Origin of the sequence: Nocardia sp. NPDC058497, assembly GCF_042720195.1 — a bacterium.
In the GTDB taxonomy this organism is placed as follows: domain Bacteria; phylum Actinomycetota; class Actinomycetes; order Mycobacteriales; family Mycobacteriaceae; genus Nocardia.
Window position 1 is genome coordinate 4,901 of the sequence record NZ_JBHXMY010000027.1, and the last position, 18,353, is coordinate 23,253.

Sequence of the window (18,353 nt, forward strand, 5' to 3'; positions counted from 1 at the left end):
GGGGGGGCGCGGCGCCCCCCCCACAACTCGTCTCCCAAACCACCACCCGGGGGGCCCCCCCCCCCCGCGGGGGGGGGTTCTCGACCCCCCCCCCCCCCCCCCGCCGCTGGCCCAACGAAGTCCCAACCATCCCCACAGACCTCATCCGCCTGTCGGTCGGCATCGAACACCCGGATGACCTTTGGGCCGACTTGGCGCAGGCCCTGAAGTCCTAGCGCTTCACGCGACAGTGCGGTGATCGACGCGGGCTGAGCTCGACGAATAGCGTTGTGCCGCAGAGAAATATCAGGCCGCGCGCATAGCCCGGTAGACGGCCGAACCGACAAAGGCGCCGAGAGTATCGGGGTCCCACTCGGACTCGTCGGCGAACAGGGTCCGCACCGCGCCTTCACCCGCCGAGACCCACAGCTCGACGAGGGCGGGGAGTTTGCGCTCGGCGTCCTCGACACCCCAGGCGTGCAGGGTCGGCCGTAGCAGTTCGGTGCAGCGCGCGACGGCCAGGATGCGGCCACGCCCGAAGGAACCGGCGACCGCGGGGTCGGGGTTACCGTAGAGCAGCCGCCACGCGGACGGCCTGCTCGCCGCCTTGTGCAGCAGCGCGCGGAAGCCCTCCACGAACACCGTCTCGTCGGCGTCGGTCGTCCGCGGCGGCAGCACATCGAGGACACCGGAAGTGATGAAGGCCTCCTCGCGCTCGATCAGCGCGTCGATCAGCTGGACCCGATCGGCGAAGCACGAATAGACGACGGGCCTGGTCACCGCCATGTGCTCGGCGATCGCGCCCATGGTCACCGCGGCGATGCCCTCCTCGGCCGCGATGGCCAGCGCGGCGTCGAGGACCTGTGGGCGCCTGCGCTCCGGGCCCAGATGCGCCGCCCGTTCTCGCCGCCGCACGGCCGAATCGCTACCCATCCGTCCACGATAGCAACTACGAACCACTTTCTACATCGATGTAGAAAAATGCTACATTGATGAATGAATCTGTCCGGCGTCGCTGGACGCACGCACGAGGAGCCGACGATGTCCCAGCTGTTCAACCCGAAGAACTGCGATTTCGCCCAGTTCGACCCCGAGACCCGCAGGCTGCTGCGCGCGGTCGTCGACTGGTTCGAGGCCCGCGGCAAGGCCAGGCTGCTCCAGGACGACAAGGAGCAGGTCTGGCCCGCGGACTTCCTGGACTTCGTGAAGCGGGAGCGCCTGTTCGCGACGTTCCTCACCCCGGCGGCCGAGGCCGGCGGTGATCCGGACAAGCGCTGGGACACCGGCCGCAACGCGATGCTCAGCCAGATCTTCGGCTTCTACGGCATGACCTACTGGTACGTCTGGCAGGTCACCATCCTCGGTCTGGGCCCGATCTGGCAGAGCGGCAACGCCGAGGCCAAGAAGAAGGCGGCCGCGCAGCTCGATTCCGGCGAGATCTTCGCCTTCGGGCTCTCGGAGAAGGAGCACGGCGCCGACGTGTACTCCACCGACATGATCGTCGACCCGCAGCCCGAGGGCGGCTACTCGGCCACCGGCAGCAAGCACTACATCGGCAACGGCAACCTGGCATCGATGGTGTCGGTGTTCGGCCGCCGCTCCGACAAGCCGATCATCGACAGCGCGAAGGCGCTGACCGGCAAGCCGACCGAAGCGGATTACGAGGGCTATCTGTTCTTCGTCGCAGACAGTCAGCACCCGGCGTACAAGCTGCACCGCAATGTGGTCAACAGCCAGATCTATGTCGCGGCCTTCGAGCTGGACAACTATCCGGTCGCCGAGGCCGACATCCTGCATCGTGGTGAGGACGCGTTCCACGCGGCGATGAACACCGTCAACGTCGGCAAGTTCAACCTCGGCTTCGGCGCCATCGGCGCGTGTGAGCACTCCTTCTACGAGGCGATCGACCACGCCGAGAACCGGATTCTCTTCGGGCACAAGGTGACCGAGTTCCCGCAGGTCCGCTCGCTGATCGCCGACTCCTACGCGCGCATCGTGGCGATGAAGCTCTACAGCGAACGCGCGATCGACTACATGCGCTCGGCCTCGCCGGAGGACCGGCGCTACCTGCTGTTCAACGCCATCGAGAAGATGTCGGTCACCCGGCAGGGGCAGCGCGTCATCGAGGACCTCGCCGACGTCATCGCCGCGCGCGGCTTCGAGAACGACATGTACTTCCCTGTCGCGATGACGGCCATGTTCGGCCTGCCGCGGCTCGAGGGCACCGTGCATGTCAACATGGCGCTGTCGCTGAAGTTCATGGCCAACTACATGTTCCACCCGGCCGACGCGGGACTGGCAGCGCTGCAATCTATTCCCGGTGCCGCGGTGGCGCCCACCGGGGCCGCGCGGGCGGTCACCGGCGCGCTGAGCTGGTCGAGCCGCAAGCTGGCACCGCGACTCGGGTCGGTCGTGAAGCCGCTGGGCGCCGAATTCGCCAGCGCGACTTACGCTCCGGTGCCGACGCGGCGCGACACCGCCGACGACGAGTTCCTGTTCCGGCAGGGTCCGAGCAGCGGGCTCGGGCGGATTCGGTTCGAGGACTGGCGACCGGTGTTCGAGGGTTTCCGTGACGTGCCGAACGTGGCGGTGTTCCTCGAGCAGGTGCTCGCCCTGCAGGGCCTGCTGGCCGCCGCGGCGCCGACGGCCGAGCAGCAGAAGGACGTCGATTTCCTCTTCGCCCTCGGTGAGCTGTTCACCGCGGTGCCCTATGCCCAGCTGATCCTGGAGCAGGCGCGCATCGACGGCACCGGCTCCGACGTGCTCGACCAGATCTTCGACGTGTTCGTGCGCACCTTCTCCGCGAACGCGGTGACCCTGCACAACAAGCCGACCGCCACGCCCGCGCAGCAGCGCCGGGCGCTCGATCTCGTCCGCCGTCCCGTGGTCGACGAGCGCCGTTTCGCCCGGGTGCTCGACGAGGCGCGGTCACTGGCCGGGGTCTACGAGATGAACGCCTAGGACTCAGGAGCTCGGCCGCGAACTCGAATTATGTTGCTGTGCAACATTATTGATAGTGTTCGTGGCGGTGGTGTGGCGGACGGATCCCGCAGACCTGTTGCGCCGCACCACCTCCCGAGCCTACGGCGCCGTTCAGGATCCGCGGCGCACCGGATCCCAGCGTCGCAGGATCCAGCGGTTCTTGCCGAGCGCCTTCGCGGCGTAGAGACAGTGGTCGGCCGCGGTGAGCAGATCACTCGGCACGCCACCGGCGATCCGCGACATGACGGCGCCGAGGCTGAGGGTGATCTCGATCCGGTGGTCGGCGACCAGGAAGGGTTCCTCGACGGCCGCCTGCAACAGGTGCACGGTCTTCTCGACACGCTCCTCGTCGGCGGGTGGCGGGAGGACGGCGATGAACTCGTCACCGCCGATGCGCGCCAGCACATCGGTCTCCGGATCGAGGCAGGCCTGCAGGCGTGCGGCGACCTCGATGAGCAGGCTGTCGCCGACGGTGTGACCGAAGGCGTCGTTGATGTCCTTGAAACCGTCCATGTCCAGCGCGCACACCGCGGCCAGGTCGTCCGGTCCGGCCTCGGTGATGAGGGTGTCGAGCTGGGTGAGCAGATGCCTGCGGTTGGGTAGCGCGGTGAGCGGGTCGTGGTGGGCCTGCCAGTGCAATCGCTCGGTCGTGGTGCGATGCTCGGTGGTGTCCTCGCCGAAGCCGAGCAGGTAGAGACCGCCGGAGGCGGAGACACAGCGCGTCACCGTCCACGTGGCCCAGCCCTGGGTGCCGTCCGGACGCACGTATTCGCCTTCGAGGCGGATGGTCCCGTTCTCGGCGCGTTCGAGCTCGCCGTGGACCTGCTCGCGGATGCTGTGGACGTCGACGTCGGCCAGTTCGAACCCGGATCTGCCCTGCAGCTCCGCCAGGCTCTTACCCGTCAGTCTTTCGAAGGCGGGGTTGGCGTTGATGATGTTGCCGTGGGCGTCGCCGATCGAGATGGCGATGGACGCGTGCCGGAACGCCGCTTCGAGCCCCTCGGTGGCCGATGTGGCCGCGGCCTGCGCGCGGGCGTACCCGTGGCCGAAACCGCCCGCGACAATGCCGAACGCCGCCGTATCCGCACCGGCGTACTCGCTCAGCTCCCGCAGAATCGGCATCGAACGGGCGATCACCACCGGATCGGTGCACCCGAGGACGTAGACGGCGGCCCCGGCCCGCTCGGCGACGACGGGATCGGGAGTCCCGGTGGCCAGCGTCGCGAGCAGCCGCTCCGTCCAGGTCTCGAGCGTCGCCACGTGGTGATCCGGCGGCATCGCACCCTCGGACAGCTGCGCCGCCCATCGCGCAGCGAATCGGCGGGACATGACGGCAGACCACCTCCTGGCCGAGCGGCATCGACTACCAGCTACACACCGGCAATCGAAACTACCACCACAGGTGGATCGGCTACTGCGGGACCGCTCGCGTGGTGCGGTGGCAGAGGACCGGGGCGACGGGGTGCAGGACGATGTCGGTGGTGACGGGGACGTCGCCGGGCTGTGCGGTGAACGCGAAGTCGCGGACCAGCAGGGCGAGCGCGAGGCAGGCTTCGAGCATGGCGAAGCGGTGGCCGATACAGGCGCGCGGGCCGTGGCCGAACGGGAACCAGGCCAGGGGGTGGCGCTTTACCAGCGTGTTTCAGCGAAAGATTTCCGATGGCGATTCGCGCTGACAGCCTCGATGCTCACCGCAATCGGCGGAGTGCCCGCTCGGCCGCGTTGGCGCCACACATACCGTGTGCGCCGGGGCCGGGTGGGGTGGCGGCTGAGCACAGGTAGTGGCCGGGGATGCCGATGTCGTAGGGCTGCAAGGTCTTTCGGGGGCCGAAGATCAGCTGGGGGATGTCCTTGGCGCCGGTCATGATGTTGCCGCCGACGTAGTTGGGGTTGTAGTCGGCGAAGCCGGGGGTGGTGCGGGTGGTCAGGCCGACCACCCGGTCGCGGAAGCCGGGGGCGAAGCGTTCGAGCTGGGCGATGATCGCCTCGGTGGCGTCGCCGGTGTAGCCGTTCGGGACGTGCGCGTAGGTCCACACCGGGTGCACCGAGCCGGCCGAGCGCTGGGGGTCGGCGAGGTACTGCTGGCCGACCAGGACGAATGGGCGATCGGGCATCCGGCCCGCGTGGATGTCGCGTTCGGTCGCGGCGATCTCGGCGAACGAGCCGCCCAGATGCACGGTGCCGGCGCGGCGGGCCGCTTCGGCGGTCCACGGGACGCCGCCCTCGACCGCGAAGTCGACCTTGAAGGCGCCGGGGCCGTAGCGGAATCGCCGGTAGGCGCGGGCGATTCGGGCCGGGAGGCGGTCGCCGATGATCTCGGCGACCGCGGTCGGCGCGACATCCCAGAGGGTGAGGTCCGAGGGCGGCAGGTCGGCGAGAGTGCGCACCCGGACCCCGGTTTCGATCTTTCCGCCGTGATCGGCCAGCACCGCCGCCATGCTGTCGGCGATCTGCTGGGAACCACCGGCCGCGACCGCCCAGCCGTAGCGGTGTCCCGCGGTCAGGATGCCGAGCCCGACGCTGGCGCTCAACGGCCGCTCGAGCGGGTGGAACGCGTGCGCGGCGACACCACCGAACAGGGCCCGGCCCGGTTCGGTGCGGAAGGCGCGCGCCAGCAGGGTGGCGGGCGCGACGGCGGGAATGCCGAAGCGCGCCAACCGGATCGGATGCCGGGGGATCCGCAGCAGTGGCCGCATGATGTCGGCGCCGGTCTCGTCGTAGCCGGCGACCGGTCGCTCGAACAGCGTGCGCCACAACCGTTCGTCGGCACCGAGGCCCGCGGCGGTCTCGGTGACCGAGCGGTGCAGCACACCGGCGGTGCCGTCGTCGAGCGGGTGGACGCAGTCGAGTTCGGCCCACGCCCACCGCAATCCGTACCGTTCCAGATCGACGCGCCGCAAAAACGGCGACCCCACGGCCATCGGGTGGATGGCCGAGCAGTGGTCGTGCAGCAAACCGGGCACGATCGCCTCGCTCGAGCGGGTGCCGCCACCGATCGTGTCGGCGGCCTCGAGCACCGTCACCTCCACGCCCGCCCTGGCCAGGGTGATGGCCGCGGCCAGTCCGTTGGGGCCGCTGCCGACCACTGTCGCCGTTGTCATCGACTCGTCCTCTCGTTCTCGATCCGTGCTCGCCTATTCGGCGGGCTGGACCACGGTGTCCTGGTGCGGGGTGACCGTGCCGGTGACGTACTCCTTGGCTGCGCGCCACCAGGCTGTTCGCCGGAAACTTGTCACCGCTTTCGGTTAGCGTGAGTGACACCACAACGACGTGGAGGGAAGGGGGGCATCACGCGATGCCAATTTTCGATTTCGGCGGAACCTCGATCGCCTATGACGAGGCGGGGTCGGGGCCACCAGTTGTCTTCCTGCACAACCTCGGCGGCGATCGCTCCATCTGGCGTGCCCAATTCGACGAGCTGCGGCAGTCGCACCGGGTGCTCGCGATCGACCTCATCGGGTACGGCGATTCGGACGCGCCCGACGACGGCTACACACTCGAGAACTACCTCGCCATGCTCGAAGCGTTCTTCGCCGACCGTGACCTGCGGGAAGTGACGCTGGTCGGGCACTGTTTCGGTAGCGCGCTGTCGCTGCTGTTCACCCAGAAACACCCCGAACTGGTGCGCTCGCTGGTACTGAGCAGCCCACTCACCGCGGCCACCCTGCGGCCGACCCGCACCGGGCTGGCCGCGCTTCTCGGCCGATACCTGCATCTGGACTCGCTGCTGTCGATCGTGCGGATCCCCGGCCCGGTGGCGGGGCTGATCGTCGCGGAGCAGATCGGCACCGCCGGACCACACACCGCCGAGACCGCCGCGCACCTGCGGACCCGGTGGACCCAGCGTCGCCGGCTGATGGTGACCGCCGCGATCTCCCGTCAGATCCCGCGACTCGCGCACCTGGACACCTTCTCCCCGCCCCCCGATTTCCCGCCGATCACGACCGTCTGGGGCACTCGCAACAAGGTGCTCTCGGCACGGGCGGGCGCCACGCTGAACAAGACACTCAAACCGGTGCGGGCGATCGAGGTCGACGGCGCCGGACACCTGGTCATGGTGGAAGCCCCCGAAACAGTCACCGCCGCTATCCTTTCCGCGATCGACTACGCGAATGGAGGAACACGATGAGCCGCCACATCCAGATCACCTTCGACGCGCACGACCCGAGAGCGCTGTCGACCTTCTGGCGCGAGGTGCTGGGATACGTGCACCCCGGCCCGCCCGGCGTGGAACTGCCCGCGGGCGCCGACCCGCTGGCCGCGTGGGAGGAGTTCCTCGCCCGCATCGGTGTGCCGGAGGATCAGCGCAATACGAGGTCGGCCATCGAGGACCCGGATGGCCACGGCCCGCGCGTGTTCTTCCAGCAGGTCCCCGAGGACAAGGTCGCCAAGAATCGCGTCCACCTCGACGTGCGAGCCGCCCCCGGCCTGTCGGGAGAGGAGCGGATGGTAGCGCTGGAGGCCGAGTGCGAACGGCTCGTCGCCCTCGGCGCGACCCGGATGCAGCGGTTCGAACCCGACCCGCCGATGAGCGCCGGCTTCATCGTCATGGCCGACCCCGAGGGCAACGAGTTCTGCCTGGACTGATCCCGTGGCTCAGGCGGTCTCGGCGGGAACGGACAACGCGGCCTGCATCGCGACACCGTCGACATAGGTGTGCTTCTCCCGCACCGCACCGTCCTCGACCAGCACCACATCCGCGATGTCCACATCGACGGCGCCGCCGGTGACCGAGGTTCCGGACAGCTTCCACTGAACCACCCAGAAGTCGTCGCCGACCCGGAGATCGACCATGGTGAACGTCAGATCGGGGACCAGCGCGAAGGTTTCCGCGGCGGCGGTGCGGATCTCGGCGCGCCCGTGCGCCGGCTTGCCGCCGGAGTGCAGGTGGAAAATCGAATCGGGCGTGTGCAATTCGACGATGCGGTCGGGATCGCGGTCGGCCCAGCAGGCGTGATAGCGCTCGAACAGATCTTTGGTGGCATCGGACATGGTCGCCAAGCCCCTTCCAAGATACAAACAGGGTGACTGTATGTTCCCGGAACGTGGTGTCACCGGGCAAGGGTCGAAGGGCCTCGGATCCGACGTGGCCGCAGTCCTGCCCTAGACTTCGACGTCGCCATGAACCCTGACCGCCGAACCCAGGCCGAACGCTCGGCAGCGACGCGTTCCGCCGTCGTTCGCGCCGGGCGAGAACTGTTCGGGCAGTATGGGTATGGGGCCGTGAGCACGATCGCGGTCGCGGAGGCGGCGGGGGTCAGCCGCGGTGCGCTCTATCACCAGTTCAGCGAGAAACGCGAGCTGTTCGAGGCGGTGTTCGAGGATCTCGAGCGGGACCTGGTCGAGGTGATCGCCACCGCGGTCGCCGAAGCGCGGTCCGCCGATCCGGTGGCGAGTTTGATCGTGGGCTGCCTGGCGTGGCTGCAGGCATCGACCGCCCCGGAAGTGCGGCGGATCGCGCTCCTGGACGCCCCCGCGGTGCTCGGCTGGAGCCGGTGGCGCGAGATCGAGCTCAGGCACACGATCGGGCTGGTCGAGAATGCCCTGGCCGGGGCCATCGCCGCGGGTCGCGTCCGTGCGCAACCGGTGCGGCCGCTGGCGCTGGTCGTCGTCGGCGCCCTCGACGAGGCGGCGCAGTATCTGGCGAACAGCGAGGATGTCGAGGACATGACGGCCGTTCGCTCGGTGATCGAGCAGCTGATCTCCGGTCTGGCGGTCGACCCGCGGGCGTAGCTAGGTTAGCCTTGCCTAATGACAGCTGTCGCTGCGAATCGTTCGACCATGGCCTACGCGACCCTGCGGGTTCGTCGCGTCGTGCGGCTGACCCCGCGCATGGTCCGGATCACGCTCACCTGTGCGAATCCCGCCGCGCTGGCCGACGCGGGGGCTGATCAGTACACGAAACTGTTCTTTCCGCTGCCGGGTCAGGAGCGTCCGGCCGTGCCGCCGCCGGTCGACGACGCGGTCGGCGGCGTAATGGGTTGGTACCAAAGGTATCTCGCGATGCCCGACGAGATCCGGCCGCCGATGCGTACGTACACGATCCGGGCGCAGCGACCCGCGCTCGGCGAAATCGACATCGACTTCGCGCTGCATCCCGACCATGCCGGGCCCGCCTCGGACTGGGCATCCACGGCCGCGTCCGGTGACGAGATCGGTCTGCTCTGCCCGCCGCGGGCGCTGTACAGCCCGCAGCCCGATCCCGCCTGGCAGTTGCTGGTCGGCGACGAGACGGCGATTCCGGCGATCGGCGCCATCGTGGAGAGTCTCGACGCGGGGGTGACGGTGCGGGCGTTCATCGAGGTCGCGGGACGGCGCAATCTCGTCCGGGATCGGGGGATCGACAAGCGCGCGATCACGTTCACCGGCTACTGGCGGCAGGGCCGCACCGAGGAGGACAACGGCCGCGAGAAGGTGCGCCGTGCCGCCGCCGGGGAGCCGCTGGTCGACGAGGACTGAACCGCCGGCCCGCATAGTGACGCCACTAATAGTTATTGCACTAACTATTAGTGGCATAATGCTGTGTGGACGAAGGAAGGTGGAACCATGCAGGAGCTCGACGACCCGCTGCGGCTGGACCGGCAGGTGTGCTTCGCGCTGGCGGTGGCCAATCGCTCGGTGCTCGCGGTCTATCGGCCGCTGCTCGAGCCGATGGGGCTGACGCATCCGCAGTACCTGGTGATGCTCGCGCTCTGGGGCGAGGCGCCGATGTCGGTGAAGTCCGTCGCCGAGGCGATTCAGCTCGACTCGGCGACGCTGTCGCCGCTGCTCAAGCGGCTCGAATCGGCCGGGCTCATCACCCGCCGCCGCGATCCGCACGATGAGCGCACGCTGCTCATCGACCTCACCGAGGCGGGACAGGCGCTGCGCGAGCAGGCCGAGCAGATTCCGCCCGCCGTCGTCGCCCGGCTCGGCGTCAGCCTGGCCGATCTGGAAGAACTGCGTGATGTCCTCGGCCGGGTGAACGCGGCCGCGCTGCGCGCAGCCGAAGCGAGGGAGAAGTGATGACCGGCTCGACCCCGAACCTCTGGCAGCGACTGCGCTACGTCGGCGGTGCCACCCTGCCGCCGTCGATGGCGGACTGGGTGCGCAGCGACCTGACCGGGCCCGGCGCGACCCGCCGCTACCTGATGCGCTTCCTGCTGCCCGTCCTGCCGGTGCTGTGCCTGTTCCTGCTGGTGCCGGGGCCTCTGTGGATAGGGTTGTCGATGATGGCGCTGCTGTACCTGCCGCTGATCTACTTCACCGTCGCGCTGGTCTACGTGTACCGGCGGCACCGCCTGGTCAGCCACGGATTCGACCCCGCGCTCGCCGATACCGCCGAGGTGCGTCGCGCCGAGGCCGAGCGCATCGCCTACGAGACACGCCACAACCGCGCCTGACCTCGGGATCCGGTGCCGGGACTGTCGGCTCGCCGCGATCACGGGTAGCGTCCGTTCAGACTCGTTCACGCACCTCCACACCCTCGCTCGGGCAGTGCGCAGTCGCCACGAGCTCGTGCTGGTTGTGTGACCGGGTTCGTCCGGGACACCAGGCGAGCTCAGTGAGTGGAGGAGGGTGGCTGTGGGTGACTTCGCGGATGTGCCGACGGTGGGGGTCGAAGAGGAATTCCTGCTGACCGACCCGGGAACCGGCGCGCCGGCACCGAGGAACGCCCAGGTCGCCGAGACGGCGCGCCGGGCGGGGATCGACCTGCAACTGGAACTGACCCGCTGTCAGGTGGAGACGCGGACCGCGGTGCACTCCGATATCGGCGAACTGCTGGCCGAGCTGCGCACCTCGCGGCGCGGGGTCGCCGATTGCGCGGCCGAGCACAATGCCCGGCTGCTGGCGGTGGCGGTCCCGCCGACCGTGCCGGAGGGGTATCCGGTGACCGACACCCCGCGCTACCAGCGGATCGCGCACACCTACGGCATGCTCGCCCACGAGCAGGGCCTGTGCGGCTGTCACGTCCACGTCGCGGTGCCCGATCGGGACACCGCCGTGCAGGTCAGCAATCACGTGCGGCCCTGGCTGCCGCTGCTGCTCGCCCTGACCGCGAATTCGGCGATCTACCGTGGCACCGAGACCGGGTACGCGAGCTGGCGCAGCATCCTGTGGCGGCGCTGGCCCAGCGCCGGCCCGCCGCCGTATTTCGCCTCGCTCGCCCAGTACGAATCGCTCGTGGCCATGATGCACGCCAGCGGCAGCATTCTGGACAAGAAGATGGTCTATTGGGACGTCCGCCTGTCGGAGTCGTTTCCGACGGTCGAGATCCGGGTGAGCGATATCCCGGCCACGGCGGAGGAATCCGCCCTGCTGGCCGCGCTGATCAGGGGCATGGTCACCACGGGGCTCCGGTCGATCGCCCAGGACGAGCCCGCGCCGCCCGTGCCGGGTGAGATGCTGCACGCCGCCTACTGGAACGCCGCGCACTCGGGATTGGACGGAAACGGCCTGCACCCGGTCCGGGGCAGTGTCGTCCCGTACCGCGATCTGCTCGCCGAACTGGTCGACCGGATCGAACCCGCGCTGCGTGACTCCGGCGATCACGCCTTCGTCGTCGACGCGATCACCGCCGTGGGCAAGCGCGGCAACGGGGCACAACGGCAGCTGGTGGCCATGCGGGCACGGCGCGATGTCACCGACGTGGTGGCGGAACTGGCGCAGGCGACTCTCGAAGGGTGACCGTCGCCTCGGTCACTTGTTCGGGCGGAGGATCTCGCCGAGTTGCTGTTCGAGCCGTTCCAGCGCGGCACGGGCCGCCTCTAGCTCGGCCTCGAGCCGGGCGATCGCCGCCTCGTCCACCTGCGGCCCGACCGGCGAGGTCTGCGGCTGCCCGGGCGGCGGCGCCACCGGTCGGCCGGGTGGTGGTGGCGCACCGGGACCGCCGCCGGGCGCGGTCGCCATATTGCCGGTCTCCGGGCCGAAGACCTGGTCGAGCGCCTCCCCGAGAGTCGGGGCGTAACCGACCCTGACCCCGCCGGTGCCCGGCTCCCGGTAGCTGACCAGCACCCGTGCCAGCTGGGGGAACGTGGAACCGTTCTGCGCCGTCGAAATCCGTTCGGTGAACAGCGGTTCGACATAGAGCACCCCGCCGTCGGCGATCGGCAGCGTGATCAGGTTGCCGTACTGGATCTGGTTCGAGCGCTCGAGCAGGGTGCGCTCGGACGCCACCCGGGTATCGGAGATCATCGAGTTCTGAATCTGTTGCGGCCCTTGGGTGAGCGTGTCGGTAGGCAACTGCAGAATATGGAACTTGCCGTAGTTTTCCGGGTCCGAGCGCACCGAGATATAGGCCGACAGGAACTCCCGCCTGAACCCGACCATCGCGCTGGCCAGCCGGAACGACGGCTCGGCGGTCTCGGGGTCACCGAGCAGGACGTAGAACGGTGGCTGTTGCGGGTTGGCCTCCACCGTCGGATCGCTGGGCACCGACCAGAAAGCGTTGTTGGTGAAGAACTCTCGCGGTTCGTCCACGTGATAGCGGGCGAGCATGTCGCGCTGGATGACGAACAGGTCCTCGGGGTACCGAAAATGCGCGCGCAGGTCGGGGCTGATCGAGGACTCGGGTTCGACCGTGCCGGGGAAGACCCGCATCCAGGTCGCCAGCACCGGGTCCTGCGCGTCGACCTGGTAGAGGGTCACGGTGCCGTCGTAGGCGTCGACGGTGGCCTTCACCGAATTCCGCACGTAGGAGATCTCCGCGGGATTGCGTGGTGGTCCGTCGACTTGGTGCAGGGCCTCCAGGGAACTGCCTGCGGCGTAGGGATAGCCGTCGATCGTCGTGTACGCGTCCACGATCCAGACGATGCGGCCGTCGACCACCGCCGGGTACGGGTTGTGGTCGACGGTGAGCCACGGTGCCACCAGCTCGACGCGTTCCCTCGGGTCGCGGTGGTAGATGATCTTCGACTCGGGCCCGATCGCCTTGGCGAAGAGGATGTTTCGCTCGGTGTAGTTGGTGGCGAAGGCGAGGCGGTTGAGCCAGTTGCCGATCGGCACGCCGCCCGCGCCGGTGTAGGTGTATTTGGTGGCGTCGGTGTCGTATTCGCGCGGCTCGGTGCCGCCGCCGACGATGGCGTAGTCCGGGTCCGTCCTGGCGATCACCTCACCGAAGTAGATCCGCGGCTGTTCGACCGGGATGATCTGCTGCCCGGACTGCTGGGAGGCGATGTCGCTGACGGCGTAGATCGGATAGCCGCTGTTGCTGGCCGAGCTGTCGGCGGCGGCATCCCGGACCGCGGCGTTGACCCGGTTCGCCGGCGCCGCGACGAACCCGTCGCCGTGGGTGTAGACGGTGTGCCGGTTGACCCAGTGCGACTGATTGCCGCTGAGCGCGCCCGGCGTCAGTTCCCTGGCCGCGACCACGTAGTCGCGCAGGCGGCCGTCGATGCGGTATCGGTCCAGATCCAGGTGATCGGGGAAGCTGTAGAAGTTCTTCAGCTGCTGTTGCTGGGTGAAGGTCCGCGAGAGCACGCGCGGATCGAGCAGCCGGATATCGGCGATGGTGGTCGCGTCGGCGGGCACGCGCGGTGGCTGCGTGGAGCCGACGCCCGGATACGGCTGATAGTCGACCCGATCGCCGCCGATCCCGTACGCCTGGCGGGTCGCCGCGATATTGCGTTCGATGTACGGGCTCTCCATGTCGGCGGCGTTGGGGCGCACCGAGAACTGTTCGACCACCAGCGGCCATGCGCCACCGGCCACGATCGAGGACAGCAGCAGCAGGGCGGCCGCCATCGCCGGGATCCGCAGGTCGCGCAGCACGACGGCCGAGAACACCGCGACGGCGCAGACCAGCGCGATCGCGAACAGGACGAGGCGGGCGGGGAGCACGGCATTGATGTCGGTGTATCCGGCGCCGGCGAAGGTCGGTTCCCTGCGCTCGCTCGACAGCAGGATGTACCGGTCGAGCCAGTACGCGCCCACCTTCATGAGCAGGAACAGCCCGAGGATCACCGCCAGCTGGACGCGGGCCGCCACACTGAGACCCAACGATTTGCCGGTGATCCGCAGCCCGCCGAACAGGTAGTGGGTGGCCAGATTCGCCAGGAACGCGAAGATCACGAGGGCGAAGAACCAGCTCAGGACGAGTCGGTAGAACGGTAGGTCGAAGACATAGAACCCGATGTCGTGGCCGAACTGGGGATCGTGCACGCCGAACGATCCGCCGTGCAGGAACAACTGCACCGTCTCCCAGCGCGACTTGCCGATGAGACCGCAGATCAGACCGAAGCCGACGGCGATCCCGACACCGAATCGCAGCGGCCAGCGCGCCACCATCCGCCGGATCTCGCCCAGCGGGTCATCCTCGCGTGCGGGCAGGAACGCCGGACGTGACCGGTACGCCAGCCACATCGCGGTGAAGACGACGCCGCTGACGAGCACCGTGATCACGGCGAACAGCGCGAGCTTGGTGAGCAGCACGGTCGACCAGACAGTGCGATAGTCGACCTCGCCGAACCACAGCCAGTCGATATAAGTGTGGACCAGGCGCGGCACCACCAGGATGATCACGAAGAACACAGTGACCGACGTCAGCAGCAGCCGAAGACCTCGGGGCAGCTGTCCCGATTCAGTGTCGTCACGAGCGCTCATCTGCCACTCCCGTGACCACGCCGGGCCGGACGACCGACGCTGGCCACCGCCACCGATTCTACCTAGGGAATACGGGCCATCCCGCCGAGCATCGACACCGCTTCCTTGCGGGGATGCGGGCGCCATTCGGTGGGACGCCAGTCGATCACCGAGGTGATGCCGGGGGAGACCAGGTCGAGGCCATCGAAGAACCGGGTGAACTCCGCGGTCGAGCGGAGCCGGAACGGGACGCCGCTGCGCTCGTTCGCCTCGATGGTCGCTTGCAGGTCCTCGGCGGACAGGTGGTCGTCGGTGGCATGGGTCATGGTCAGGTAGCTGCCCGAAGGCAGTGCCGCACAGAGCTGCCTGACCACGTCGTAGGGCTGCATCTCGTCGGTCAGGAAGTGCAGCACCGCGCAGAGCATGAGGGCCACCGGCCGGTCCAGGTCGAGGGTGCCGCTCAGCGCCGCGTGCTCGAGGATCGAGGCGGGGTCGCGCAGGTCGGCGTCGATGTAGGCGGTCGCGCCGCTCGGGGAGCTGTCGAGCAGGTCGCGGGCGTGGTAGAGGACGATCGGGTCGTTGTCGACGTAGACGACCCGCGACTCCGGCGCGATCGCCTGGGCCAGCTCGTGGACATTGCCCGCGGTCGGCAGCCCGGTGCCGATGTCGAGGAATTGCCGGATGCCCGCCGTGTCGACGAGATAGGGGATCGCGCGACGCAGGAAGTTGCGGTTCTCCAGGACGGCGAAATGGATCGACGGAAACGCCGCGGCCACCGCGTCGGCCGACTTGCGATCGGCTTCGAAATGGGCACTGCCGCCCAGCCAGTAGTCGTACCGGCGGGCCGGGTGCGGTTTGGTGACATCCACCCGATCAGCGGCGGCTTCGAAGTCCACGGCGCGCGTCCTCTCTCTCGACTACGGTCGTCCCTATTCAGCCCGACACGAGACCGGTGGTGGCGTTGTCACGTCGCCGCGAAAGGCACGGCCATGCCCCTGCAGTTCAGCCCCTACGACTTCGCTGTCCATGCCGATCCGTATCCGTACTATGCCAGGTTGCGAACCGAGGCCCCCGTCTACCGCAACACGACCGACGACTTCTGGGCGTTGTCGCGACACGCGGACGTCCGGGCGGCGTTGCGCGATTCGGACCGTTTCTCGAGCGCCAACGGGCTGCGCATGGAGCCCGCGTTCTGGGGACCGCAGGCGGAGAAGTTCTTCTCCTTCGTGGCGATGGACCCGCCCAAGCACACCAGGATGCGTGAGCTCGTTGTCCGCGCGTTCACCCAGCGGAGGGTGCAGAGCCTCGAACCGCGGCTGCGCGAAATCGCCCGCCGCACACTGGAACCGCTGCTCGCGCGCGGCAGCTTCGACCTGATCGCCGACTTCGCCGGTCCGTTCCCGACCGATGTGATCTCCGAACTGGTCGGTGTGCCGGAGGAGGATCGCGAGCTGCTGCGCAAGCTCGGCATGGAGATCATGTACACCGACGCCGAGTCGACCGATCTGCGGCCCGAGGCGATGGCTGCGATCGGCGCGCTCGTCGGCTACTACACGGAACTGACCATCGCCCGCAGCCGGCACCGGACCGATGATCTGCTGTCGGGTCTGCTCGACGCGGCCGACGGCGACGACCGGCTCACCCCCGAGGAGATCGTCGGGGTGCTGATCCTGCTCGTCGGCGCCGGCATCGAGACGGTCATGCTGACCCTGGGCAACGCGTGGCACACCGCCGCGCTGCACCCCGATCAGCGCCGCGCCGCCTTCGACGGCCGGATCGACGACTGGATCGCCGAGTCGATGCGCTACGACCCCGCGACCCAGGGACAGCTGCGCACCACGACGGTGCCGGTCGAGCTGCACGGCGTGCAGATCCCGGCCGATGCCCGCGTGCTGCTGCTCACCGGGTCGGCCCACCGCGACGAGTCAGTCTTCGCGAACCCCGACGTCTTCGACCTGGACCGCGACACCAGCGCCTCGCTGGCCTTCGGCGCGGGCCGTCATCACTGCCTCGGGATGAACCTGGCCCAGCTGGAGCTGCGGGTCGCGTTGCAGGAGATCGTCGCCGCGGTGGCCGACTACGAGATCGATACCGGCAATCTGGTGCGGATCCACTCGTCCAACAACCGCGGTTTCGCCTCGCTGCCGACGACGGTGACGCTGCGCTGAGAGCTTGCCCGGCCGCCCCGGCGCCGCGGGTGGTGGGCGGGCCGTTCGCCCAGCTGTGGCCTACACCATTGTGTGACTGCGCTCACAATCGTATCGGTGCGGTTGCGCTAGCCGTGGCCTGCGCCGATCGTAATTACCTGGGAGTATCAGTCCCATACACCGCGCGGTCCGATCGTGGCCGAGACCGCGGCCGGTAGGGAATCGACATCGGAGTCGGTATGAGCGCTGTGTTCGAGAGTCACCACGGATGGATCGTCGACATCGTCGGCGACGGTTCCGACCTGATCGGTTGGCGGGCGATGTGCTCGTGCGGCCGATGGCACGGGCGGCCGTGGCAGCGGTCCGAGCGGGCCGTCGACCACGCCCCCGCGCACCGGCGGCTGCACTGCCCCGACGGGCAGCTCGGCCCGGTTCTCAGTCGGCTGGTACTCGAGGAGTGGGACAGCCATTACTTCGAGATGCAGGCGCTGATGCCGGTGCGGCTGGCCTTCCAGGATTCCGAGTCCGCCCGGCAGCGCCTTCTCGAAGCCGTCCGCTTCGTCCGTTCGACGGGGGCCTCCTGGGAATCGATCGGACACGTGATCGGCACCGAATCCGCAGAAGTCGCCGAGCAGCGCTTCGGTGTCGGTGTCGGTCCCTGGCGCGACCCCGCGATCCAGTTCGAGCGGTAACCGTACCGCCTAGCCTCACCGCCTGACGGTGCCAGTCGGAAAGTCGAGTGGCCGACTACTCGTGACCGGCACCGGGCCCCGCGCCCACCCTGAGAACGCCAGCTGCATACTTCTCCGGGCGAGGTGACCCATGGATACCGAGAGCGCAATACGCACCGCCGCATGGCGCGAACAGATGGACGCCGCGGCGCGGCGCTTCGCCAAGAGCGCCGAGGAACGCGCCGAGGTGACCCGCAAACGCGAGGCGACCGAATCGGATGTCGTCGACACCGAACAAGAGATCGTCGCCCGCGCCGAGCGGCTGTTCGTCAGCGGCGAAGTGCCGGCCCAGGCGGCGATCGAACTCGGCAGGCAGGACCCGCTCGACGGCATCGGCGCGCTGGAACGGATCATCGGCTTCGCCAACGACCTCCAGGCCGTCAACTTCCTGACCCGCGGTACCCGCGCGGCGGCCGCGGTCGCCCGGATCTCCCTGGCCCGCAACGGCCGTGAGGTGCCGATGGGCACCGGTTCGCTGGTGTCACCGCAACTGTTGCTCACCAACAACCATGTGCTGCCGACGGTGGATCGGGCCGAGTCGGTCGTGATCGAGTTCGGGGCCGAGGCCGGTATCGACAATCAGCACAACCCGGTGACGAAGTATCGGCTCGCGCCCGGCGACTTCTTCGTCACGAACAAGCACCTCGACTACACCCTGGTGCGCGTGGCGCCGGGGCCCGACGGTGCCGCCCCCGGCGTGACATTCGGCTGTAACCGATTGATCGCCGACACCGGCAAGATCGTGATCGGCGAGGCGATGAACGTCATCGGTCATCCGCAGGGCAGGCTCAAGGAGATCTCGATCCGCGACAACCGGCTCGACCTGCAACTCGACGACTTCCTGCACTACACCTCCGATACCGAACCGGGCAATTCCGGCTCACCCGTCTTCAACGATCAGTGGGAGATCGTCGCGCTTCACCACGCGGGCGGCCCGAAGAAGGACGCACAGGGC

At 68.6% G+C, this 18,353-nt stretch carries 19 protein-coding genes; 12 read left to right on the forward strand and 7 right to left on the reverse strand.

Features of this window, described 5'->3' with window-relative positions; translation table 11 throughout:
• Positions 1-128 precede the first annotated feature (128 nt).
• Positions 129-215: a PLP-dependent transferase gene (locus ACFWPJ_RS03655; RefSeq protein WP_378846725.1), complete on the forward strand. Its 87-nt coding sequence runs from the start codon at positions 129-131 to the stop codon at positions 213-215.
• Between the two features lie 70 nt (positions 216-285).
• Here the strand turns inward: ACFWPJ_RS03655 and ACFWPJ_RS03660 are convergent, their stop codons facing one another.
• Entirely contained in the window at positions 286-912 is a 627-nt protein-coding gene (locus ACFWPJ_RS03660) for a TetR/AcrR family transcriptional regulator (RefSeq protein WP_378846676.1), read from the reverse strand.
• Positions 913-1,020: 108 nt separating this feature from the next.
• On the opposite strand from ACFWPJ_RS03660, the gene ACFWPJ_RS03665 reads away from it, so the two are divergent.
• Positions 1,021-2,940: an acyl-CoA dehydrogenase gene (locus tag ACFWPJ_RS03665; RefSeq protein WP_378846678.1), complete on the forward strand. Its 1,920-nt coding sequence runs from the start codon at positions 1,021-1,023 to the stop codon at positions 2,938-2,940.
• A 132-nt stretch (positions 2,941-3,072) separates the two neighbouring features.
• On the opposite strand, the gene ACFWPJ_RS03670 is transcribed toward ACFWPJ_RS03665, so the two are convergent.
• The 3 genes from ACFWPJ_RS03670 to ACFWPJ_RS03680 form a co-directional block, all read right to left on the reverse strand.
• Positions 3,073-4,290 carry a diguanylate cyclase domain-containing protein gene (locus ACFWPJ_RS03670; RefSeq protein WP_378846682.1) on the reverse strand — a complete coding sequence of 406 codons (1,218 nt, stop codon included), beginning with the start codon at positions 4,288-4,290 and terminating at the stop codon, positions 3,073-3,075.
• An 82-nt stretch (positions 4,291-4,372) separates the two neighbouring features.
• The gene (locus ACFWPJ_RS03675) at positions 4,373-4,597 is read right to left on the reverse strand and encodes a cytochrome P450 (protein WP_378846728.1); all 225 of its coding nucleotides are present in this window, start codon (positions 4,595-4,597) and stop codon (positions 4,373-4,375) included.
• Between the two features lie 52 nt (positions 4,598-4,649).
• Positions 4,650-6,062, reverse strand: coding sequence for a phytoene desaturase family protein (locus tag ACFWPJ_RS03680; protein ID WP_378846685.1), 1,413 nt, complete (start codon positions 6,060-6,062; stop codon positions 4,650-4,652).
• 194 nt (positions 6,063-6,256) lie between these two features.
• On the opposite strand from ACFWPJ_RS03680, the gene ACFWPJ_RS03685 reads away from it, so the two are divergent.
• Both ACFWPJ_RS03685 and ACFWPJ_RS03690 read left to right on the forward strand, forming a co-directional pair.
• Complete coding sequence (locus tag ACFWPJ_RS03685; protein ID WP_378846688.1) at positions 6,257-7,090, forward strand: alpha/beta fold hydrolase; 834 nt, start codon at positions 6,257-6,259, stop codon at positions 7,088-7,090.
• Positions 7,087-7,548, forward strand: a complete 462-nt coding sequence (locus ACFWPJ_RS03690; protein ID WP_378846690.1) for a VOC family protein — start codon at positions 7,087-7,089, stop codon at positions 7,546-7,548. Before ACFWPJ_RS03685 ends, ACFWPJ_RS03690 begins: the two co-directional genes overlap by 4 nt.
• 9 nt (positions 7,549-7,557) lie before the next feature.
• Here the strand turns inward: ACFWPJ_RS03690 and ACFWPJ_RS03695 are convergent, their stop codons facing one another.
• Positions 7,558-7,953: a nuclear transport factor 2 family protein gene (locus ACFWPJ_RS03695; RefSeq protein ID WP_189033920.1), complete on the reverse strand. Its 396-nt coding sequence runs from the start codon at positions 7,951-7,953 to the stop codon at positions 7,558-7,560.
• 129 nt (positions 7,954-8,082) lie between these two features.
• Here ACFWPJ_RS03695 and ACFWPJ_RS03700 point away from each other — a divergent pair, with 129 nt between their 5' ends.
• From ACFWPJ_RS03700 to ACFWPJ_RS03720, 5 genes are all read left to right on the forward strand, one after another.
• Complete coding sequence (locus ACFWPJ_RS03700) at positions 8,083-8,694, forward strand: TetR/AcrR family transcriptional regulator (protein ID WP_378846693.1); 612 nt, start codon at positions 8,083-8,085, stop codon at positions 8,692-8,694.
• 18 nt (positions 8,695-8,712) lie between these two features.
• The gene (locus tag ACFWPJ_RS03705; RefSeq protein ID WP_378846696.1) at positions 8,713-9,420 is read left to right on the forward strand and encodes a siderophore-interacting protein; all 708 of its coding nucleotides are present in this window, start codon (positions 8,713-8,715) and stop codon (positions 9,418-9,420) included.
• Positions 9,421-9,507: 87 nt separating this feature from the next.
• Positions 9,508-9,966, forward strand: a complete 459-nt coding sequence (locus tag ACFWPJ_RS03710) for a MarR family winged helix-turn-helix transcriptional regulator (RefSeq protein ID WP_378846699.1) — start codon at positions 9,508-9,510, stop codon at positions 9,964-9,966.
• On the forward strand, positions 9,966-10,343 hold the full coding sequence (locus tag ACFWPJ_RS03715; protein WP_378846702.1) for a DUF5313 family protein: 378 nt from the start codon (positions 9,966-9,968) through the stop codon (positions 10,341-10,343). Before ACFWPJ_RS03710 ends, ACFWPJ_RS03715 begins: the two co-directional genes overlap by 1 nt.
• Before the next feature lie 181 nt (positions 10,344-10,524).
• Entirely contained in the window at positions 10,525-11,628 is a 1,104-nt protein-coding gene (locus ACFWPJ_RS03720) for a glutamate--cysteine ligase (protein WP_378846705.1), read from the forward strand.
• A 12-nt stretch (positions 11,629-11,640) separates the two neighbouring features.
• Here ACFWPJ_RS03720 and ACFWPJ_RS03725 read toward each other — a convergent pair whose 3' ends face one another.
• A complete protein-coding gene (locus ACFWPJ_RS03725; RefSeq protein ID WP_378846708.1) occupies positions 11,641-14,541 on the reverse strand; it encodes a UPF0182 family protein in 2,901 nt (966 codons plus the stop codon).
• 62 nt (positions 14,542-14,603) lie between these two features.
• Positions 14,604-15,416 (reverse strand): SAM-dependent methyltransferase, encoded by an 813-nt coding sequence (locus tag ACFWPJ_RS03730; protein WP_378846711.1) that lies wholly within the window; start codon positions 15,414-15,416, stop codon positions 14,604-14,606.
• A 93-nt stretch (positions 15,417-15,509) separates the two neighbouring features.
• On the opposite strand from ACFWPJ_RS03730, the gene ACFWPJ_RS03735 reads away from it, so the two are divergent.
• The 3 genes from ACFWPJ_RS03735 to ACFWPJ_RS03745 all read left to right on the forward strand — a co-directional run.
• Positions 15,510-16,688, forward strand: coding sequence for a cytochrome P450 (locus tag ACFWPJ_RS03735; protein ID WP_378846713.1), 1,179 nt, complete (start codon positions 15,510-15,512; stop codon positions 16,686-16,688).
• 218 nt (positions 16,689-16,906) lie between these two features.
• Positions 16,907-17,359: a hypothetical protein gene (locus ACFWPJ_RS03740; protein WP_378846716.1), complete on the forward strand. Its 453-nt coding sequence runs from the start codon at positions 16,907-16,909 to the stop codon at positions 17,357-17,359.
• Positions 17,360-17,489: 130 nt separating this feature from the next.
• Positions 17,490-18,353, forward strand: an 864-nt coding sequence (locus ACFWPJ_RS03745; RefSeq protein ID WP_378846719.1) for a trypsin-like serine peptidase, incomplete at its 3' end; no start/stop codon positions are given.